This is a genomic window from Thermocrispum sp. (genome assembly GCF_002919275.1).
Lineage (GTDB): Bacteria > Actinomycetota > Actinomycetes > Mycobacteriales > Pseudonocardiaceae > Thermocrispum > Thermocrispum agreste.
In genome coordinates this window covers 11,610-34,037 of the sequence record NZ_PKFA01000035.1, presented here as the reverse complement: position 1 = coordinate 34,037, position 22,428 = coordinate 11,610, and the positions used below count along the sequence as shown (strand labels likewise).

1 protein-coding gene (cut by a window edge) is annotated in these 22,428 nt (G+C 67.2%); it reads left to right on the top strand.

The window, feature by feature from the left end; all coding sequences use genetic code 11:
* Positions 1–22,428, top strand: the 3' portion of a protein-coding gene (locus CXP56_RS07435) for a WXG100-like domain-containing protein (RefSeq protein WP_286900540.1). 5,514 nt of this gene lie to the left of the window's left edge; 22,428 of the gene's 27,942 nt are visible here — the last part of the coding sequence; the start codon falls outside the window, past its left edge; its stop codon occupies positions 22,426–22,428.

Here is a 22,428-nt window from a genome sequence, read left to right as displayed (position 1 = left end):
GGGTTGTCCCAGAGACGGTCGGTTCCGGCCAGGTCGACCGGTGCCGACGTGTCCGGTGGCGTGCCGCATCGAGATGCATCGTCGGCCGCAAGTTCCGAGCAAACGCGCTCGCCGGATGGTAGCTCCCGGCTGGCTGGCACCGAGGATTCCGGTGGAACACGCACCGACAGCACGCAAGCCTCCGGCACCGGACGCAGTGGAGAGACACCGCCGCAGGGACGTGATGGTTCGCAGGCGACCGCGACGCCGGGTCACGAAGGAACGCAGCGGCGGGGTGGTGGTGATGGTGAGCGGTTGTCTGATGCGGGGGGTCGGGATTCCGGTGGTGAGTCGGTCGCGCAGCGGCGGGGTGGTGGTGAAGGCGAGCGGTCGACTGGCACGGGGCGGCAGGACACCGGCGGTCAATCCGCGCAGAACGGGCAGCGCCGCGAGGGTTCTGCACAGGACGGTGACAGGGCTACTGAGGCTGTCCCGCCGCAGGACAGCGGCAGGGGTCGTGAGGGATCGGCGCCTGGTGATGCCCGTGGGGTGCCGCGTGATTCGGATTCGGAATCGTCAGGTTTTTCGCGGGACGTTCAGGACTCTACGCCGGAGGATGCCAGCGGGGTGCCGCGTGACCTGAGTTCGGTTTCTGGGGGTGGTGGTGTGGGTTCTGGTGTGCGTGGTTTTGTGGTTGATTTTTTGGGGGAGAATCGTTCGGGTGCGGGGGTGGTTGTTCGGCGGGTGTTGGGTTCGGTGGATTTGTTGGGTGGGGTTGGGCGGTTTGTTCCGGAGTTGGTGGGGAATCGGGATTTGGAGGTGGTGCAGGGTCAGGTGATGGTGAATCCGTTGGAGTTTGTGGGGCGGGATCGGCAGCCTGTGGTGCCGTTGCGGTTGGATGATGGTCGGCATTTTGTGTTGAAGGTGTGGACGGAGGTTGATTGGGAGGGTGCGCGGTTTGTGGGGGGTGAGGGGTCGGGTGCTGGGCGGAAGGTGGAGGCGTCGGGTTATGTGAAGAAGTTTTCGAATGACAAGAATGGTCTTGATCGTCGTTCGCATCGGTTTACTTTTTGGGGTTTGTGGTTGTCGCAGCCGCCGACGGTGACGAGGATTATGGCTCGTTTTCCGGTGAGGCCGACGTGGTTGGTGCAGAAGGTGGGGCAGCGGAAGTCGGCGAGTACGACGTCGGCGGAGATGGGGGAGATGCGGACGGTGCGGGCGCCGGTGCGGGTGGCGTTTGCGTTGTATGACGAGGCGGGGCGGTTGATTACGGAGCCGCCGCCGAGACGGCATCCGGTAGCTCGGTGGTGGGAGCAGTCGTGGTTGCACCGGTGGGGGCGGTCGAAGTTTGGTGCGGGGTGGCCGGATCGGCGGTCGGGTGCGACGTGGGTGCTGGGTAGTGAGGTCGAGTTCGATGTTCCGCCGCGGTTGCCGGGCCGGGTGGCGGAGCTTGATGGGCGGGCGTTGGGGGCGGCTGAGCAGCCGCAGTCGGGTGCGGGTGCTGGTGGGGTGCGGTTGTCGGAGGCGCGGCCGGCACCGGCGGTGGTGTATTCGGTGCCGGATGAGGGGCGGGGGAGTTTCGCTGATCAGGTGTTGCGGTGGTTGTGGCATGGGTTGCGGGATGTGCGGTCGTTTTCCTTCCGGGAGGTGCAGCGGTTCTTCAGTGATGCGGAGTTGCAGAAGCGGTGGCCGGAGATGGCGGTCAGTGAGGAGGAGGCGAGGGCCAATCCGGAGGCGGGGTGGGTGGCCACGGGTGATTTGACCAAGGGTGACGGGCCGGCGTTGCGGAACAAGGGGGACAAGCTGTATGTGCGGGCGGTGATCACCCGGCGGGAGGTGTTCGAGGCGGTTCCGGGCAGTTTCGGGATCGATCAGTTCACCAAGTTCACCGCCCAGGAGATGCGGGGCAGTGACCGGGAATTCCAGCTCGAGGGCATGTCCATCTGGGGGCCGGACGTGGTGCCGGGGGTGTATCTGGGTGCCGGTCCTGTCTTCGACATCAGCTACCGGGAAGGCCACGGCAGCAGCTACAAACTGCGTGAGCTGACCCACCGCACCCTCAACACCGACACCGACATCCACCCCGTACGCGCCCACGCCTACATCGAAGTCAAAAAGCTCGGCCACCCCGCCCGCCGGCTCGACGGCGAACTCATCGCCCTCGAAGGCCACTGGGCCCGCGACCTGGCCACCAACCTCAACCCCACCACCACCACCCACACCACCACCACCAGCAGCCAAGCCACCACCACCCACACCACAGACCAAGCCACCACCACCGATCAGGCCACCACCACGGACCCGGCCACCACAAACCAAGCCACCACCGGCCGCACCACCGACCAAGCCCCCACCACGGATCCGGCCACCAGCACCAGCCAGGCCGGCACCTCCCGGAACACCACCACCACGCCGGATCCGGCCAGCAGCACCAGCCGCACCATCGACCAAGCCACCAGCACTGATCAGGCTGGCACCCGCGCCACTGACCAAGCCACCACCGGCCGCGCCACAGATCCGCCCGCCACCACTACCGGTCGCGCCACGGACCCGGCCGCCACGGACCCGGCCACTACCGGCCGCACCACAGACCAAGCCACGGGCCGCACGACGGATCGGGCGACCAGCGCCGGCCGCGATCCGGCGTCTCGGTCGGCGCAAGACCAGGCTGGCACTTCCCGGAACACCAGCGACCCCACCATCACCGACCGCGCTGGCACGTCTCGTACCACCACCGACCAGGCCGCTACCCAGACTCGTGACCTAGCCACTCGGCCGGCGCGCGACGAGGATGGTTCGTCGCGCAGCACCAGCGACCCTGCTACTACCCGTACGGCATCCGACCCGGCCACCCGGCAGGGGCGGGATCCGGCTGGTTCGTCGCGGGGTGCCGGCGATGGCACTACTGCCCCGGATTCGGTGGGGTCGTCTCGGCAGTCTGCTGATGTCGCTGCTTCTTCTAGGGAGGATTCGGCGGTTTCGAGGGATGCGGCGATGTCGAGGACGGAGGAGTCGTCGTCGCGGTCGGAGGATTGGGAGACCGCGCGGGAGGACTGGGAGAGCTCGACGCGTTCGGAGTGGGAGACGGCGAGAGAGGATCGGGACGGATCGGCGTCGGAGGACGGGACCCGGAGTATTTCTGATTCAACGGATTCGGTGGGCCGGTCGAGTGATGCCACCGATGGTGTTGTTCGTTTTGCGCCGTCGTGGGTGGTGGAGGGTCGGGGTGTGGGTCGGGATGTGGTGGTTGATGTGTTGGAGGTGCGGGATCAGGTTTTTCGGGATTTGTTTGGGGCGTTGCGGGATGTTCCGGGGTTGCGTTGGTGGCATTTGACGACGCGGCGTAAGTTGTTGGTGGAGTGGGAGGGTGTGCGGGTGGGGGTGTTGTGGCGGGGGCCTGGGTTGAATGCGCGGGTGCGGGAGCAGTTGGAGGCGCGGGAGGGGTTGCGGGTTGATTTGTCTGATGAGCATTTGGTGCAGTTTTTGGATGGGTTGTTGTCGGGGCGTGGGGTTGAGGTTCGGGTGCGTCCGCCGGATGCGGCGTTGCATGAGTTTGTGCCGTCGGTGAGGTTGCGGGGGAAGTTGAGTGTGGAGCCGTCGCGGGCGGGGGTGGAGGAGTTTTCTGTTGTTTATTCGGATAGGGTGAAGGAGACTGTAATGGCGGGTCGGGAGGGGGCGGTGCGGGGTGGTTCTGGGGCGACGGTGATGTTTGCGCGGCCGGTGGGGCCGTTTACTGCGCATTTTGGTAATGCGGGGGTGAGTGGGGGTGGTGTTCGGCGGTCGGGGCATAAGGTTTTGGTGGAGGCGCGGGAGCAGTTTGATCATCGGCGTGGTGATTTGTTGTCGTCGGGGGCGGTGGGGAAGCGGCGGATGGTGCCGTTTGTGGCGCGGTTGGAGATTACTCCGGAGGTGCGGTCGTATCATCGGCATTCGCAGATTCGTCGTCGGATGTTGCCGGGGTTGCCGGGTCGGCAGGCGCCGCGGACGTTTGCGGTGATGCCGGGTGGGGTGGAGGGGTTTGGGCGGTTTGCTGAGGATCGGTGGGTGGAGCCGGATCGGTGGTCGGGGTGGACTCGTGAGTATCCGTTGCGGATATGGGTTCCGGAGAAGTTGACGAGTACGGTGCCGCCGCCGTCGCGGGGGGTGGATCAGGTTTTTTATCAGAGGGATGAGCTGCCGCGGCGGCCGAATGAGTTGGTGCGGCGGGCGTCGCCGGAGTTGGATGGTGTTCAGGTGGTGTTTGTAGGGGGTGTTTCTGATGCGGTGCGGGGGGCGTTGGATGAGTTGGTTGAGCAGGTGACGGGTGGGGATCCGGTGTTCCGGCGGGGGCCGGACGGGGGGCCGTTGGTGCCGCGGGGTGGTCGTCGGGCGGAGTTGGATCAGTTGTTGCCGGATTATGTGGAGCGTAATCCGCATGTGGCGGATCCGGTTCGGGGGAGTGAGGTGTGGCGGCGGCGGGTGTCGATTATGGATGTGGATACGGCGGTGGTGATTACGCCGGTGAATCCGCGTCCGTTTGTCACGGCTGATGGTGTGGTGCCGCATGAGTTTGTGGAGTTGCGGTTTGTGAAGGAGGGGTCGCTGGGTGGGGAGGGGGTGCGTGGTTGGTCGAGGTGGGCGGGTGTGGATGTGTCGCAGGCGATTTGGCAGACGCCGGTGGCTGAGCAGCATCAGGCGTTTGTGCATCAGTGGCGGTGGATGTATTCGGTTGATGGCCCGATTTGGCGGAGGACGTGGTCGCGGGATCGTTATGTGGCCATGTTCGGGACGATCGGCACGGTGGTGAAGATGGCCGAGCCGGATCCGGTGATGTTGGTGCGGGCTGATGCGTTGGCGGATGTGGCGGCGGAGGCCAAGGACGAGGCGAATCGGTTGCAGTGGCGTGATCCGCGGGTGCGGAGTGCGTCGTTGCAGGTGCGGTATCCGGATTCGGTGGTGATGTGGGTGACGCCGCGGCAGGCGGCGGCGATTCCGGTGGAGCCGCATCCGGGGTCGGGGCGGGCTGTTGATGGTCAGGTGGAGCAGGTGGCCGAGTGGGCCCGGCAGTTGATGCAGGTGCATCAGCGTCGGCAGGTGGGGGTGTCTGAGCAGTGGGCGGGCCGGTTCCGGCCGATCGATGTCACCGGGCAGCAGGAGGGGACGGTGCCGCTGGGGTTGGGGGTGGTGGTGACCAATGTGGACGCTCGCGGCCCGGTCGAGGCGTTGCAGCAGCAGTTCCAGCAGTGGCGGCAGGACGTGGCCGAGCAGATCGACAGGCTGGTCAACGAGCGGTCGTGGCGGATCAGGACGGTGGAGGGCAAGGCCGGTGAGGTGATGCCCGAGGGGCTGGGTCACTGGCTGCGGGAGGGTGCGCAGGAGTCGGCGAGCAGGCGTGCGCAGGACGCGGCCGGGCAGCTGCTGCCGGCGTCCCGGCATGATGCGCCGCTGGGTAACTTCGACACCTTCAACATGGTGTTGCAGGACGTGCGTGACTGGGTGACCGCGTTCCTGCAGGGCAAGCTGATCACCCCGCTGCGGTGGGAGGCCGGCCGGCTCAGCGGGCAGACCCACTACCTGGTGGTCAAACCACGCCTGATCGACACTCCCGAATTCGTCGGCATCGAACACGTCGACGAACTCACCGTGAAAAACAACGTGGAAACCGACGTCTACATCACCACCGGCAAAGAGGACGCGGTCCTGCACACCAGCCACGGTGCCCGGATCGGTCACGAACCCAAACACCCCGACGGCGCCACAGGCCCCGACGGCGGCAGCCAGCCCGCCTCAGGCCTGGTCGCCTCCGGTGGCGGGATGGACATCTCCCTGGCCAACACCAAAACCCAGATCCTGCACGGCGACAAAAAGAACTTCACCCAAACCATGACCACCCACGGCCCGGTCGCCAAATACCGGGCCCGCATCGCCTTCGACATCACCCTCGAACGCGGCCACGGCGTCGACCAGCACGGAAACCTCACCACCACCAGCACCATCCACCTCACCCCCCCACCACCCCAAGACGTCACCTTCTACCGACTCCCCGACGACCTCCCCCTCACACCCACCGACAACCGCACCCGCCTCGGCCAAGCCGACCCCGCCCAACCCCTCCTCACCCGCCACGGCCCCACCATCACCCACCACCCAGCCACCACCCACGACACCACCCACCAGCAACACACCACCACCAGCACTGGTCAGCAGAACACCACCACCACCAGCACTGGTCAGCAGAACACCACCACCACCAGCAGCAGTACCGGTGCTGGTCAGGGGTTGGGGGATGGTGGTGGGGGGAGGTTGCGGAAGTCGGTTCTGGCTGTGGTGGCGATGGAGGACGAGTTGGCGGCGTGGCGGATGGCGCCGGGGTTCGTGCCGGTTTTGCCGCCGCGGGCGATGTCGTCTTCGGTGCGGCGTCCGGCGGGGCCGAGCTATTTCTTGGATGAGATCGGGGTCAATGATTACCACGGCAATGTCGAGGACATTCGTAATGCGGTGGTGCAGGGGATCAAGCAGCTGCTGGGTGAGTCGGCGGATTTGTCGAAGATCCTTCCGTATCTGGAGGCGGAGATCAATCCGGCGTCGATTCGGGGTGGGTTCGGGTTGGCGTTGGCCGGTCAGTTCAAGGTCAATTTGCCGGAGAATATTCAGGTTCAGTTGCATGCCCGGTTGCACGACGATCCGCAGCTGGTGTCCGCGTCTGCCCGGGTCAAGCTGGACACCGAGTACGACCGGCGGGTCTTCGACGACTACATGCGCACCGTCGAACCTCACGTGCGGTCCAGGGCGATCAACCACTTGTTCGTTCGCGCGGGCACTGAACATCCTCCGGTGGGTGACGATCCCCGCACGTTCTTCAAAGCGAACATGCCCTATGCGAAAACCGACGACGTCCGCGCCACGCACGCGTCTTTGGAGTCCCGCGTCCCGCGTGACCGGCCCAGGCCCCGCATCACCTACCACAACCTCCCCACCCCCGAGCCCGCCCCCACCACCGACGGGCAGCCCGTGCCCGGCACCGGCAACGGTCACACCTCCAACGGCCAGCCCACCCCCGCGGCGGGGCCGGTTCCGCACGACATCACCCCTGTCTCCCGCCACCACCTCGACTGGCGCATCGTCGTCCACCACCAACACACCGTCCGCCCCGAAAGCACCGCCCACACCACCTTCACCGTCCACGACGCCATCGACATCCGGCACACCCCCGACCCCTATCGGCCCCTGCCCGCCGGCCTCGTCGACGCTGCCCGCGCCGAAGCCGAAGCCGCCAAAGCCTTCACCAAAGCCCAAAAAGAACTCGCCGCTTTCGAACTTCTCCACCACCAACAACTCCGGCCCCACGACCCGAAAGGCAAAACCCCCGAAACCCTCCACCACACCCACCAACAACTCATCCACAACCGCGACACCGCCTACCACAACTGGCTCGACTCCTGGCACACCTACACCCACCAACTCGACCAAGCCAGAAACACCCACCACACCACCCCACCCACCACCACCCACACCACCAGAACCAGCCAACACGACACCCACACCACCGACACGACTCGGCGGACCGAGCAGACACCGGTCCAGCACACACAAGACACCCACACCAGTAGGACCGGACAGCACGACGAGACCACCGCACCCCACGACACCCACACCAGCAGGACCGCGCGGCACGACGAGACCACCGCACCCCAGGACACCCAGACCAGCAGGGCCCGGGCCCCGCACGACACCCAAACCAGTGGGACCGGACAGCACGACAGGACCACCGCACCCCACGACGCTCGGACCAGTGGGACGGGGCGGCAGGACGAGACTGTCGCGCCTCAGGACACTCGGACCAGCAGGGCCCGGGCCCCGCACGACACCCGCACCAGTGGGACCGCACGGCACGGTGAACAGCCCGGCCAGCCTGCGCGCACTGCCCTGCCCACCACTGACTCCAGGACCGTCGCACGGACATCCGGGCAACCGGCCACCCGCCAGGAAGCTGCCCCCTTCGAGCCGAGCGCCGATCCGGCCGCGGTCGGCCTCGGCATTCATGTCCCCTCGCCCGACTCCTCCTCGGTGCCTCGAGCTGGTGAATCGCCGGCCGGTCGAGGCGCCGGACCTGACCGTCAACCGACCATTCCAGAGGCCCCGCCCTTCGAATCGAGGCCCGAGCTTTCCCCCGAAGGCCGTGACGAACGGATCGGGAGCTGGATTCCTCGGATCCTCGAGTCGGCGAGCGGCCGATTCCGCGACCTCGTCATCACCGCAGACATGCTCGGTGGCCGCATGCCGGCGGAACAGATGTTCCAGCACCGCTACGGCCAGCAGCTCGGCGGACTGGCGCGCATTCCTGTCGACAGCGTGACCGATCGGCGAGTTCAGGCGCTGGCAGCCACCACCAGTTTGCTGATGAACTGGTGGCCCCATCAGGGCGTCGACATCAGCTACCTACGCAGCTACTTCGAGCCAGGAGTCGGCGAATTCGAGAAGATGATCGCCGCGACTCCGGACGAGATCTGGGGCCATCTTCGGAACGTTCTGGTATGGGATCCCGTCCTCGGCATGATGAATCGCCCGATGGCGATCATCGAAGTCGTCCGGGACGGTCGGGAAAGCTATCTGATCGCGCATCCGGACCCCGGCCCCGCACTCAATTATCCGGTCGGCGTCAGAAATGTCGCCCTCACGTTCCCGATCAACGTCATCGACGTGGCCAACGGGACGATCGGCCGCGTGCCTCGCGGACAGGCCGTTCGCTTCATGGTCGCGACGCCCGGGCCGCGCTTCGTGCACTACTGGAGCCCTGTGGGGCTGATCGACACGGCTGCACGTACCGGGCCGACGCCGTCTCTCGAGCAGTTCGGCGTGGTGCAGCTGAGAGGGGGACCGGCTGGTCACGCCGGGCATGCCGCTGCCCCTCAAGGCGAAGGGGCACAGGCCGGGCCGGCCGAGGCCGGGGCGTCGCGGTCCGAACCCGCAGGTGGCCAGGACTCGCGGCTTGTCATCCGGGATTCTTTCGCATCGGACGACCATGCGCGGTCGCGCTTCGAGGCGCGCTACGGCAGCTTGTTCGAATTGGTTGCCGGCCCTTCGAGCCGCACCTCCGCCAGCCGCCTGGACATCGCGCGACAGGTTGTCGACCTGGTTCTGTCGCGCGGGCCGTCGGAGAACGTGGCCAGCCTGAGCTGGAACCGGAACGGGCGCGAGAATCTGCTGGCGAAATTCCGCGACGCGCCGCGCATCAAGCCGGACACCATGAGGGACGTTCTGCAGCTGAACGTCAAATACGGGAAGCGGGCTGCAGGAATCGTGGAGGTCCGCTACCGCCGGGGTGCGGACTATTTCGTCGCGGAATTGGACGACTCCGGGCGGATGCATGTCATCGATCCGGTGGGACAACGTTATGCCCAGTTGCACCCCGCCAATGAATATCGCATGGTGCCCTTCGTCTGGCCCGACCCGGGCCGGAAGATCCTGACGCGTGCGGCCTTCGAGTCGGACGACGAAGCGCGATCGCACGCCCAGTTCCGCTACGGCCAATTGCTGGACGTTCGGCCGGGCCTGGTGCCGGAAAGTGCGTGGGGCCGCAGGGTGTGGGCTCGCATGGCTGCCGAATCGCTGTTGCAGGAAAGGCCGATTGCGAACGAGATCGACGATGTGCGCCAACTGCAGCATCGATACGGCGACGCACGGTTCAGCGGTCGCGCAAGGAACCTGGAAGAAATATGGGATCGCCTGCGGAGCAGACCCGGGGACGCGGTAGCCGTCATCCAGCTCGGTCCCGACCGGAACGGTGAGATGCGGGTCGCCCACTGGCAACCGGGCGCCGGGCAGCTGACCGTGATCGACCCGGTGAACGGGCGGATCGGCGATCTGACCCACGAGGTGGGGTATCCGTTCACGGTGCTGCGGCCCGCGGCAGCGGCGACCGAGACCCGGTTCGTCACCCAGGATCGGTTCTCCAGCGAGGAGGACGCCCGGTCGTACTTCCAGAACCGATACGGAGATCTGTTGCGGCCGCTGGCGGACCTTTCGGTGGAGAGCCTGCAGGATCGCCGGGCGCGGGCCATCGCTGCTGCCTACTCGGTGCTGCTGAACAGGGCGTTCCCGAGCGAGCGTGGCGTCGAATACCTGCGGCACTTCGCCAGGCGCGCGGACGCGGACTTCGAACAGATGCGTGTGGGCACGTGGCGGGATGTGGAGAGCTACCTGCGTGCCAGGCCGCGCGGTGGAGCGGTGATCGTCGAGCGCGGCACCGAGCACATCATCGCGCACAGGGGCAACGGTTCACGTCAGTTCGCCGTCTTCGACGTGCACCGGCAAGAGCTCGCTCGACTGCATCCCGATCAGACGGTTCGCTTCACCGAGGTGGAACTGGTCGGTCCGGGCCGGAGTTCGACGCAGCCGGCTCGTCCGACGTCGGCCGAGCCGCCGGACAACGGGGGTTCGGGGCCGAGCGGGGAACGATCCTCGACCCAGCAGAGCGAGCGGGCCTCCGTTCCTGGTGCGGAGGCTGCCCGAGAGACCACGCAGGCCTCGGACGGGGCCGCGGCAGGTACTACGAACGACCGGGGCGGCGCGGCGTCCGGCACGCGATCGATCGAGGGCGTTTCGGTCGTCACCGGGGATTCGCTGCGACCGGGGGAAAGCGCGGAGCTCTTCGATTCCCACTATGCGTGGGCCTTCGATGAGAGGGCGAACGCGGGTGTGGCCGGCTTGCCCTCCGAGCGTCAGCGCGTGCTCGGTGTGGTGGACTCGCTGCTGCTGAACGAACCGTTCTTGTCCAGGAAGCAAGTCAGCCATCTTTTGCAGCAGGCAGAGGTGGATGCGCGGTTCGAGCGCATGCGGGAGGGAACCTGGAAGCAGGTGTGGGACCAGCTGCGCGACGCTCCGCGCCCGCGGGCAGTGATCGTTCCGCATGACGGCAATCACCTGATTTTGCACCGGAACGGTCCTGATTCCCCGGTGCACGTCATCGACGTGGCGAATCGAACGTTCGGCAATCTGCCCACCGGGCAGAACGTTCGGTTCCTGACACACGAGCGGACCGAGTCCGGCGGGATCGACGGATGGCTCACCACGGTCGACACCTGGCACGAGGATGCGGATCTGGCGTTCGCGGAGCATTACGGCAACGTCCTCGGCGAAACCCCGGCGGCAAGGCTGTCCGACGAGCGGGCACGGATTCTCGGGCTGGCGGATTCCGTGCTGCGTCGCGAGCCGTATCGCGCTGAGGAAGACCTCGCCTATCTGGCGCGAGTGAGCGAGAACCGTTTCGCGAACATGCTCTCCGGCACGTGGAGCGAGGTGCTGGGGCAATTGCGTGGCGGCTCGCAACCACGGCTGGCGATCGTTCGCGACGGTCAGCGCTACTTCTTCCTCGACCGTACCGAGGCCGGACAGGTCAGCGTGATCGATCCGATCCGAGGAGGCTACGACCGGCTGCCTGCGGACGCGGCCGACAGGACCGTCGAGTACATGGTTCGCGACCTGGCGCAGGTCGAACATGACCGGGCGGCGCGGCCTGCCGAGTCCCACCAGGCCCTACCGCAGACCGAACCGGTGCCCCCGGCCGAGACCACGCCGCCCGCTGAGCCCGCTTCGCGGACCGAAGCGCGCTCGGACGCTGAGGTCGCTGCCACGAACGAGAGCGACGCCCGCCACCCGGCGTCCGATGACCAGCTGGTGCCCGAGTTCGAGCAAGCGGCCGATGTGTTCGTGACGCGGGACTGGTTCGATTCGGCCGAAGAAGCGCGCGATCATTTCCAGCTCCACTACGGCAACATGTTCCGCCCGTTCGCGGACGTCGACGTGACGAACGTGGCGGACCGGCGGGCGAAAGCGCTGGCGATGGCGGACGCATTGACCCAGCGAAGGCCGATGTGGGAATGGGTCGACACCGATCACGTCCGGCAATGGGCTGGGAATGTGGACGCGAAGTTCGCCAATCTCAGCTCGGGGACCCTGGAGGACATCCTGGGGTACCTGTACGAAAACTCGGACGACGTCACGGGCGTGATCATCGAGGACGGTCAGAACTACGCCATCGCACACTTCAACGGCGAGGACCGGTTGATCAACGTCATCGACGTCGTGACCGGGGAGCTCGGCACCGTGCCGAGAGACCGCGTCGTGAAGTTCATGCCGATGTCCCACGACGGGCGCACCACCCACCGGACCGAACTCTTCGACCCGGTGTCCGACGTCGAGGGATTCGAGGACGTTCGTCAGCAGGGCGAGGCAGTCGGACCCGAGACGGAAGAAGCATCGGCACGGCAGCCTCTCGACAGTTCTGCGCGCCGGTCCGATGCCACATCGGCGGCGTCGGGGCGGGCCGGCACTGTCGGCAGCAGCCGCGGTTCGGAGGCGGCGACGGAAGCGCCGACAACCACGCCGCTGAACTCGTGGAGTTCTCCGGAAGGCTCGGAATCGGCGTTCGAAGCGGCGGCGGTGTGGTCACGTTCAGCGGGCGGTGACGGGCACGAGGGCTCCGGTCAGGTCGCTGGTCCACAGGTCGGGCCGGAGGAATCGTCAAGCGCGGGCGCCGCCGGGAGTTCGCGCGAACCCGCGTCCGGTCACGGGGCTCAGGACCCCGCGCCTCGCCGGCCGGCACTGCGGCAGGGCCCGGCGGCCGGTCCCAAGAAGGCCGTGAGATTCGACCTCCCGGAACCCGCCGCCGCGGGCGAAGATCCGCGCGTGAGCGGAAGTCCGAGCCGGTCCTTCTCGACCGACTCGGCGCAGGCGGGTACGACGGGCGGTCGTCGCGGATTGCGGTCGGCATTCACCGGCACACCCGCCATCACCGAGGAACCCGTCACCGCTTCGCCCGCGCAGGAACGCTTGTCCCCGGCGTCGGCGAGCCAGGGCACCGACACCCGTACCGGACCGTCCGGCGAGCCCACGCCAGAGCCGGAGGACACCGCGGCCGGTCTCGGCATCGCATGGGAGTCCGACGGTTCGTCTGCTGCTCCCTCGGGTGCGGAAGCTCAGGATGGCGCGAGGCCCGGCACTCGTCCGGCCGACCCGGCGGGGCAGGACGCTCCCACGGCCGAGACCGAGGGCGAGCGCCGGGGCGAGCCGTCGGATGAATCGCCCGACTCGGACGACGACCAGTCCGGGCTGGCGAATTCGCCGTTCGTCACGCGGGACCGGCTGGGGACGCAGCAGGCGGCGTCGTACTTCCAGGACCGCTACCGCCGGGTGTTGGAGCAGCTGGAGGACGTCGTGGCTGGGAGCCGGGACGGCCGTACTCAGGTTGCCGCGCTGGCGGAGCTGCTGACTCAGAGATCGGGGGTCGGCAGCCGGGTCGATCTGTCCGGGGTGCGGAGCCGGGTGGCGAATGCCGACGCGTGGTTCGCGCGCATGCGGCCGGGCCAGTTGACCTCGGTATTGGAGGACATCCGAAACGAGTGGAACGACGAGCTGGCCGTCATCCGTTATGGCGAGGGCGCGGAGGAAACCCATCTCGTCCTGCACCGGCTCGGCAACGGAATGATCGACGTCATCGATGTGGCCGGCAGGACGTTGGGCAACCTGCCTGACCGCACGGATGTGTGGGTCATGACGGGCGAACAGCTCGCCGAGCACGGCGACGGCGCCACCTCCACGGAGCCGGGTACCGGGCGTGCACCCGGCGAGGCTCCAACGGGCGGTAGCGGCATCACCGCCCGAGACGGCGCCGACGCGACAGTTGCGAGATCGGCGCCGGAAGTGCCCGCGTCGGCCGGCGGCACGACGCGCCCTGGGCCGGTCACGCACACCGACACGACCACACCACTGACGGGTCAGGAATCCGCTGGATCCGGCTCAGGCGAGCCGGTGCGGTCCACCGGTGATCAGGGGCCGGTCGAGCTGGTGGCGTGGGACTCGCTGTCACCGGAAGAGCGGAAGCCGGTGTTCGACACCCGTTACAAGCAGATGTTCGATACCGAGACGAACGCGGCGGCGAAGCACTTGCCGTTGGGTCGTGCACGGATCTTGGGTCTGGTGGACTCGTTCCTGCTGAACCGGCCATTCCCGTCCGAGCAGTCGGTCGCGCATCTGTTGCGAGCGGTGGAACACGACGCCCGGTTCGAGCGCATGCGGACAGGTTCGTGGGGCGAGGTGTGGGATTTCCTGCGGGGCGGTCACGGGCCACGTGTCGTGGTGGTTCCCGATCGGAACGACTTCCTGCTCTTGCATCGTAAGGATGCTGGTGACCCGGTCCATGTGATCGATCCGACCGGCCGCCGGTTCGGCCGGCTGCCCGAAGGCGAGCCCGTCCACTTCCTGCCCCAGCAACTGACGGAGTCGGGCGCCGTGGAGGGCCTGATAAGGACCCAGGACTCGTTCCTGGACGCCGCATTCGCGAAGGAAGAATTCACGAGCCGCTACGAGTGGGTGTTCGACGAAACCCCCATCACTCGGATTTCGGATGTGCAGCAGCGCGCCCTCGGGGTCGCGGATTCCTTGGTGCAACGCAAGTCGTTCTCGGGGATGGCTGACGTCGGCTATCTCAAGGACGCTGCCGAGCACCGGTTCCAGGGCATGAGCCATGGGCCGTGGAGTGACGTCTGGAACTTCCTGCGGGGCACCGACCGGGGCGCGGTGATCGTCGAGAACGGTCAACAATACGTGGTCTTGCACAAGGACCGTTCCGGACACATCAACGTGATCGACCCCTCGGGAACCGGCGCATTCGGCCGCTTGCCAGTCGATCCGAGCGTGCGTTACCTGACCCGTGACCGGGCACAGTTCGACCACGATCGAACCAGCTACCGCACCACGTCCGGCGACGAACCCGGTGGTCTCCCGACCGGCCGCGACTCTGCGCACGGGGGTGGCGGCACCTCGGCAGGGTCCGGTGCCGGGAGCCGGGGAGAGTCGCCTGCCGGCACGTCGAGTCGTGCTGCGCAGCCCGCGACATCTCCGCAGCGCGGGTTCCGTAGCGAATTTGGCGGCGATTCGGCAACCAGTCGGGAGTCACGAACTGCGGCGATCGTCCAGGAGATCGCCGAACACCGGAACAAGTGGCATCGCCTGTATCTGTGGCCGCGCGACGTGCGCTATGCGGAGCGGTATTACCGCGACAACCCCGGTGAGATGTACGACCGCGAGAAGTCGCGTGGTTTCCAAGCGCGGTTGGAGCGCGCTTACGAGGAGGTCTTGCTCACCGGCGGGGTGACCAAGCTCTCGGTCGACTGGTACAAGCATGCGCACCGTCTGGTCACCGGTGAGTCCGGCGAACAATTGATGTGGAACGAGATTGGTGGAGAATTCCCGGTTTTCGGCACGAAGATTGCGCCGGACGTCTTCGATGAAGTCATTGCCGGTCGGCCATTGGTGTTGCCCGCCGAGGTGTGGGAAAAAAGCGGCGCGTCCAACGTGGTTCCGTTGGTTGTCGCAAGGGAGCAGCAGCCCGGAGAAATCTGGTACGAGGTGAACTACGGCGAACGTGAGGTCGTAACCATTCTCGAGGACTTGTTCGCCGAGTTCAACCGCGGGATCGACGACGCGCGATCGGACTCCGAGCGGTTGCGGGCGATCGCCCAGGTGGTGCGAGCCACGCACATCGTTCATCCCTTCCAGGACACCAACGGCCGGCTCAACTTGCACCTGATGCTGCCGGCGTTGCTCGTCGGGCACGGTTTCCGACCGATGCCGGCGAAGGACCTGGTTGAACTGTTCGACGGTAGCCGGCCGCTCGGTGAGACGGTGCAGGCGCTGGAGAAGGCGCAACACACGGATTTCTGGCATGGCCGGCGAATGCGGGCGAGCAAGAGAGAATACGACTCCGACAGCGACGCCGAAGCGTACCGGGGCGAAGACGCTTCCCACGCCGACCAAGGACGGGACGGCCGGTCGGGGAAGCTGACCCATCCGGAAGTATCCGATGCGAAAGCAGAAGCTGTGCGTATCCTCGAGGGCATCGGATACGCAGCCCCGGTCGCCACCTGGTGGCAGTTCCAGCAATTCCGCGATCTTGTGGCTTATCAGTACCTGTCGAAGGGACGTGACGAAGCAGTCGAGTTGGCCGCCCAGCTGGCCCGCCGGCCCGACATTGCGCCCGATCCTATTGCGGTGCTTCCGTGGGACTTCCTGGTGAAGGCCGCCGTCGACGAGCTCGAGGCGATCAGCGAAATGACCCGGCGGATCGTGGAGGGGCCAGCTTCAGAAGCAATTGCCGCGGCGATCGATGAGCGCGGTGCTCCGCGTATTCCTGAGGACGACCCGAGGCGTGCAGGCCTCACGAAAGTAATAGCGTCCGCGCTCAGGTTCGGTGCGGTCGAGTTCACGTTCGAGGACTTCGTTTCGGGCAGGCGTGCGGCCAGGAACATCACCACGATGATCATGTCGGATACGGATGTGTCGGCGGCCGTGCTGCTGAGGGAACTCGCGTCTGCGCCTGAGCACGAGTGGCCGCACCGTCAAGCGGACCTCTCGCGCTGGACGAAGTACGCCGCGGCCGAGGGTTCGAGTGCCGGGGGCGAGCGCGGGGCATCAGGTGTCGGTGGTGGGCCCGGCGCGTCCTTGCCGGGTGGAGCTGGAGGGCCCACGCACGCTGAGCCCGCAGCCGTGTTGTCGGCGGAGGACACCGGTGGGCCGGCACCCGCAGAGGTGGTCTCGTCCGACTCGTCCGCCCCGGATGTTCGACGAGGCGAACAGTTCCACGCGGCCGACCCCGTCCCCGGCTCGGGAGTCGAAGACGCGCATGCCTCGCCGGCAGGCGGCTCACCGCGGATCGAGGTGGTGTCGTGGGATTCGGTGCCGGAGGGTGACCGGGCGGAGCTGTTCAACGAGCGATACGGGTGGGCGTTCGATGAAGAGTCGAATGTCGCCGCAAGGCTGTACCCGGACGTCGCCAGGGCCTTCGGTCTCGTGGACTCCTTGTTGCTGGAGCGGCCCCTCTCACCGGAGGGGCTGTCGCATCTGGTCCGCAAGGCGGAGATCCACGCGCGGCGGGAACGCATGCGGGAGGGCACTTGGGACCAGGTGTGGGAGTTCTTGCGGGGTGGTTCGGGACCGCGCGCCGTGGTGGCCGCCCAGGGCAAGAACTATCTGATCTTGCATCGCAAGGATGCCGGTGGCCCGGTTCACGTGATCGATCCGAAGGGTCCTGGGTTCGGTCGGCTGCCTGCTGGGGAGAACGTGCGGTTCAGCACGCATCAGGTGACCGCGTCGGGTGCGGTGGACGGCTGGCTGACGACGAGGGACTTGTTCGTGAGCGACAGCCACGCGGAGTTGGCTTTCGATCTGCGTTACGGGTGGGCGTTCGACGGGAATGCCGCCGCACAGCTGGAAGGTGCCGCGCGGGCGTTGGGGATCGCGGACTCGCTGGCCCGGCGCACGGCCTTCCGGGAGAGGAGCGAGGTCGAGCGCTACGAGGCGTTGGCCGCTGACCGTTTCGCGGCGATGACCAATGGGCCGTGGGCCGACGTCTGGCCGCACTTGACCGACACCCGGAGTGCGGTGATCGTCCGGAACGGCGAAGGTTACGTGATCCTCCATCGAGAGCGTTCCGGGCGCATCGACGTGATCGACCCGGAGGCCGGTGGTTTCGGCCGGCTGCCCCTCAGTTCGCGGGTCGAATTCCTGGCTCGCACGCCGACGCAGGTGGAGCAGGACCGCGCCGGACATGGGGGCGTCTCCGGCCGAGCGTCCGATGGGCAGACCGCTGACGTCAGCGTCCGTCCGGATCTCGGTGAGTCCGCGGCAGCCGGTGACGAGGCGCCCGGCCGGGACGGTGCGGATGCGCCGTCGTCCCAGGGCTTGGGCGGTGGGGTCGGTGTCGGTTTGCAGGGAGGGGTCGCCGGGTTGCAGTACGGGGAGCCGGCGGGTGTGCTGTCGGCGGAGCGGGCAGGTGGGCTGGGTGCGGGTGAGGTGGTGGTGTGGGAGCGGTTTGCCTCGCGGGAGGCGGCGCAGCGGTTCTTCAGTGATGTGTACGGCGAGCTGCTGGCTGGGTTGCGGTCGCGGGTCGGCGAGTCGCTGCAGGACTGCCTGGAGAGGGTGGTGCAGGCGGCGTTCGCGCTGTGGGAGGGCAGGCCGTATCTGGCCAGTGGTGAGGGTGTGGCCCAGGCGGTGGGGGACGTCAATCAGCTGCTCGGCGAGACGATGCGATGGGTGGAGGGTGACGACCCGGCTCGGGTGATTGTCGACGAGCTGCAGCGCCAGCCGGGTGAGCAGGCGATGGGGGTCGCCTACTACGCGCCTGCCGATCCCGGCCAGGTCGGGCATTTCGTGCTGGCGCACCGCGACCCGCAGGGGCGGGTGGTGATCGTGGACGTGGCCAACCAGCAGATCGGCACCCTCGACACCGCGGCCAACACCACCGCGAACTGGTTGTCCGGCCGCATCGGATATGCCCCCATCGACCCCGACTTCTTCGGTGGTCCGCATGCCGCCACCCCACCCACGCACCCTTCACCACCCACCGGCCAACCGGGGCATCCCGTCGACGCCCCCAACCTCCGCGGCGGAGCAGACACCTCGGGCACGCAGCCCGCCGACGTCGTCGACGCACAGACCGGTGACGTCACCTCAGCGGCCGAGAACACTTCGGCCGGTGAGGTGCCGTCGGCGGATCGGTCTGAGGCGGACGGGTCGGGTTCTGGTGGGGAGCGGTCGGGCGACCCGTCGCCGGAGGAGCAGGGCGACGGGGCCTCGGTGGTTGATGGTGGTTTGGAGCGGGGTGGGGATGTGTCGGGTGTGGAGGTGCCGTCGGCGGATCGGTCTGAGGCGGACGGGTCGGGTTCTGGTGGGGAGCGGTCGGGCGAGCCGTCGCCGGAGGAGCAGGGCGACGGGGCCTCGGCAGTCGACCACGGCAACCAGGAGCCAGCCGGCGCGCACGACACCGAGCAGGCTGCGCCCGCGCAGCATCCGGCAGACGGTCCGGCCGTGGGGCAGACCTCGCCTCAGCTGCCGTGGCGCCGGTTGCCCGTGTGGATGGACGACGTGTCCGAGATCCTGGACGCGCGCATCCGATGGGGGGATCTGGAAAGCTCGCGGATCTTCAACCGGGTGATGTCGGACTGGCGGCTGGTCAGGTTCCCCGAACCCCAGGTGTTCGCGCCGGTCCGTGACATCGAGGAGGTCTACGGCGTGCTGCGGCAGCAGCCGGACAAAGTCGGCGGAGCGATCGTGCTGACGGCCAAGCCGGCTGGCCAACTGCGGGCGTTGATGGTGTTCCAGAACGCGTTCGGGGAGATCACGACACATCCTGAAGGCGTCAGGCCCGATTTCGGGGGGCCCGGCGACCTCTACGCGTACGTGGTACGCGATTGGGATGACGTTGTCGGCTCACGTGACGCGAATGCGTACCAGGTGCCGGACGTGTGGAGCGAGGAGTATCACTCCATCGGTGTGGTGGACGTGCTCGACTACGGCACGAATCAGGACGTGGACAACCGTGGTCCGTTGCGCAGCCAGTTGACCCGGATCGTCGGCGAATCCGCAGTGCGCGCCCTGGAAGGACAGCGGGTGCCGTTGCTTTCGGTGGCTCCGTCGGACGTGGTCTCGAGCCTGCACCAGCTGAACGAACGGGATTTCAAGGTCGCTGTGGTCGCCGGGTTGCGCACCGACGTGTGGGACCGGTCGTTCGTCGACACCTGGACCATCCGGCCTGGCGACGATCTGCCGACGGCGACCGAGCTCGGTGGCGAAGCCGAGTGGTTCTACGTGTTCGCGCTGGATTCCTCGGGTGAATCCATCCCGATGGAGCACTACACGGCGCAGATCGACCACGGTGAAACGGCACCAACCGCCACCGGCCAGGCGCCGGTTCGCTGGCGGGAGCCGATCACCGACGCGACGCTCGAACGCGCAACCACGGACGAGGCCAGCCGGGTGAGCCTTGAGCGAGCTCAGCGCGTCTGGGCCCTTAGCGGCAGACCCTGGCCCAGCGAATTCGCCCCAGTGGGTGAAGGCGCCTCGCCGGTTGACCGAACGGCCATCGAACGGTCCATACGCGCCGGGCTCACCGAGAGCTCCGGTGGGGTGGTTGCCGGAGTCGCGGTCGGTGTCTACGGCGGCGGCGTGACGCGCACGTGGGTGATCAAAGGCATGGCGGCCGGCGATTCCCTCGAGATGGCGGTGATCTTCGCCGACGGCACCGAGCGGAGCCTCAGCGAGGTCGACTTCGGTGAGCCACAGGGGATCTACCTTTACGCAGCTGTGGCCGGGGTGACCGCTGTGGGGGCGATGAATCACGGCGCGAATGATCGGTTGCCACCGTGGCATCCCTCGATCCGCTCGCTGGGGGTGATGTCCGTGGCCAATGACGGCACCCACCCCGAGGTGGCCCACTGGATTCACCGGACGCTGGGCGACCGCGCTACGCCTGAGGTCCTGGCGGCCACCGAAGCACACCTCTTTGCCACCGAGCGGGCCGACGCCGACGCTGTGCTGCAGAATCTGGTCGATCGGGAGGACTTCGGTGGCGCATTGCTCGCGCGGGTGCGGGTCGACGATTGGAACCGGTGGTTCGCCGACAGCTGGTTGATCGAACCCGGTCAGGATCGACCGCGGTTGCGAGAGCTCGCCGAGGACGGCGCGTTCTTCGCGTTCGCGGTCGACGACCGGGGGAACCCGTTACCCCTCGACGCCCTCACGTTGCCTGCGGACCACAGTGCGTCGGCAACCGTGGCCGGCGCGCGCGGCGATGAGCAGCAGGTGGTGATGCGGGGGCCGGTCACCGCCGACATGCTGCAGTGGGCGGCCGACACCAACCCCGCCAGCGCCAGGAATCTGGAGCGTGCCCAGTCATGGTGGCGGCTGACCGGGGCGCCGTGGCCGGTGGAGTTCGGTCCGGTCCACGGCAAGGAGGCGATCAGCCGCTTCCTGGAGAGCGGAGGGCCGCGCGTCGCGAAAGAGACCACCGCCATCGTGGTGAGCATCGACGGGGACACCGTCGGCGCGTGGCTCGTCGGCGCACGGGTCGACGCCAACACGGTGGAGCCGCAGGTGTACTTCCCGGACGGCACCGCGCGCCCGCTGGCAGAAGTCGACATGGGGGAACCGCACCAGCTTTACATGTATGCGCACACCGGCGGCAAGACCAGCTGGGGTGGGGCCGAGTCCCAGCAGCCGCGCCCTGATCTGTTCACCGTCAACCCCGATTCGCCGGATGCGCCACCTCGCTATGGCGACGGTCTCTCGCTTGGGCTGCGCGATGTGCTCGCGTTCGGCAGCAACCGGGAAAGGGTCGAAGAGGCACTGGCCGCCGTGCACGGGGATCTTTCGGCCATCCGGGACAGCGACGCCTTCCGAGCCGACTTCGTGTCGGTGGACCCGAGCGCTGTTCACGAGGTTTTACGCGGCCTGGCGGAAGACTCCGCTGTCGCGGTCGTCGTGCGCGATTGGATCGACCATTGGAATCGCCGATACCTCGACGCGTGGGCCGTCACGTCGGAGGACATCGCCTCGGGCACATTGCCGCAGCTGCACGATCTCAGCCGGCCGGGCGGGTACTACCTGTACGCGGCAGACCACAGCGGGGAGCCCATTTCCATCGAACTGCTGAATCCGCCGCCGTACGGGCGGTCGTGGTCGGTCCCGTTGCGGCGGTTCCCGATCAGCGCCGAGATGGTGGATGCGGCCAACAAGCAGTTCGACCCCGCGCAGCGGACCACCACACCGAGGGAGTTCTCTCGCGTCAATCTCGAGCTCGTCAAACGGCAGTGGCAGGAGCCCGAGAGGGCGCAGCAGTCGTCGTGGCCTGCCCGGTTCGATCCGGTGTACGACCTGGACCGGATCGAATTCCTGCTGAACGGTCGGGAACGCTCGTCGTTCCTGCCGGAATTCCACTCGACCCGAGCCGTCGTGCTCAGTGTGACCGGTCAGACCCGCGCGTGGATCCTCACGCGCCGTCCCTTCTCCCGGGGCATCGACGTGTTCTTCGCCGATGGCAGCGACGCACACGGGACCTCCCGCAAGGTTCAGCAGCTAGCGGACGTCGCCGAGATCGTCAATGCGAACGACCTCTACTGGTACGCCGAACGAGGCGGACGTACCCTTGCCGGATCGCTGGTGCCGGCCCATCCGGCATCGCTACGGCGGATCGGGACGTCGATCGATCTCGCGTGGGCGCTCGACCGTTCGTCGGGTGGCGACACGGCCACCTACCTTCTGAACCGCATTTCTCACGGTCCGGACGCGGTACCTTTCTACGACGATCACACGCTGGATTTCGTCACCAACAATCGCTACGCCCTGATCAAGGTTCTGGAGCACCTGGCCGACGAGGCTTTCCAACAGCGGACCGGTTTCGCTCTCGCGGTGATCGCTCGCGTCACCACCAACCCATGGGCGGCCAGCGCCGACGTGTTGACCATGACCCGTGGCGAGCCGGTGCCGAACCCGCACGATCTCGGCTCGGGCCGGTTCTATCTGTACGCGGTCGACTCCGAAGGGAACCAGATCCCCCGCGCGCTTCTCGTGCCACCACCTTCGTACGCCGACACCATCGCCGAACAGCCACCGGCGAGCGAGGGCGGGGCCCGATGA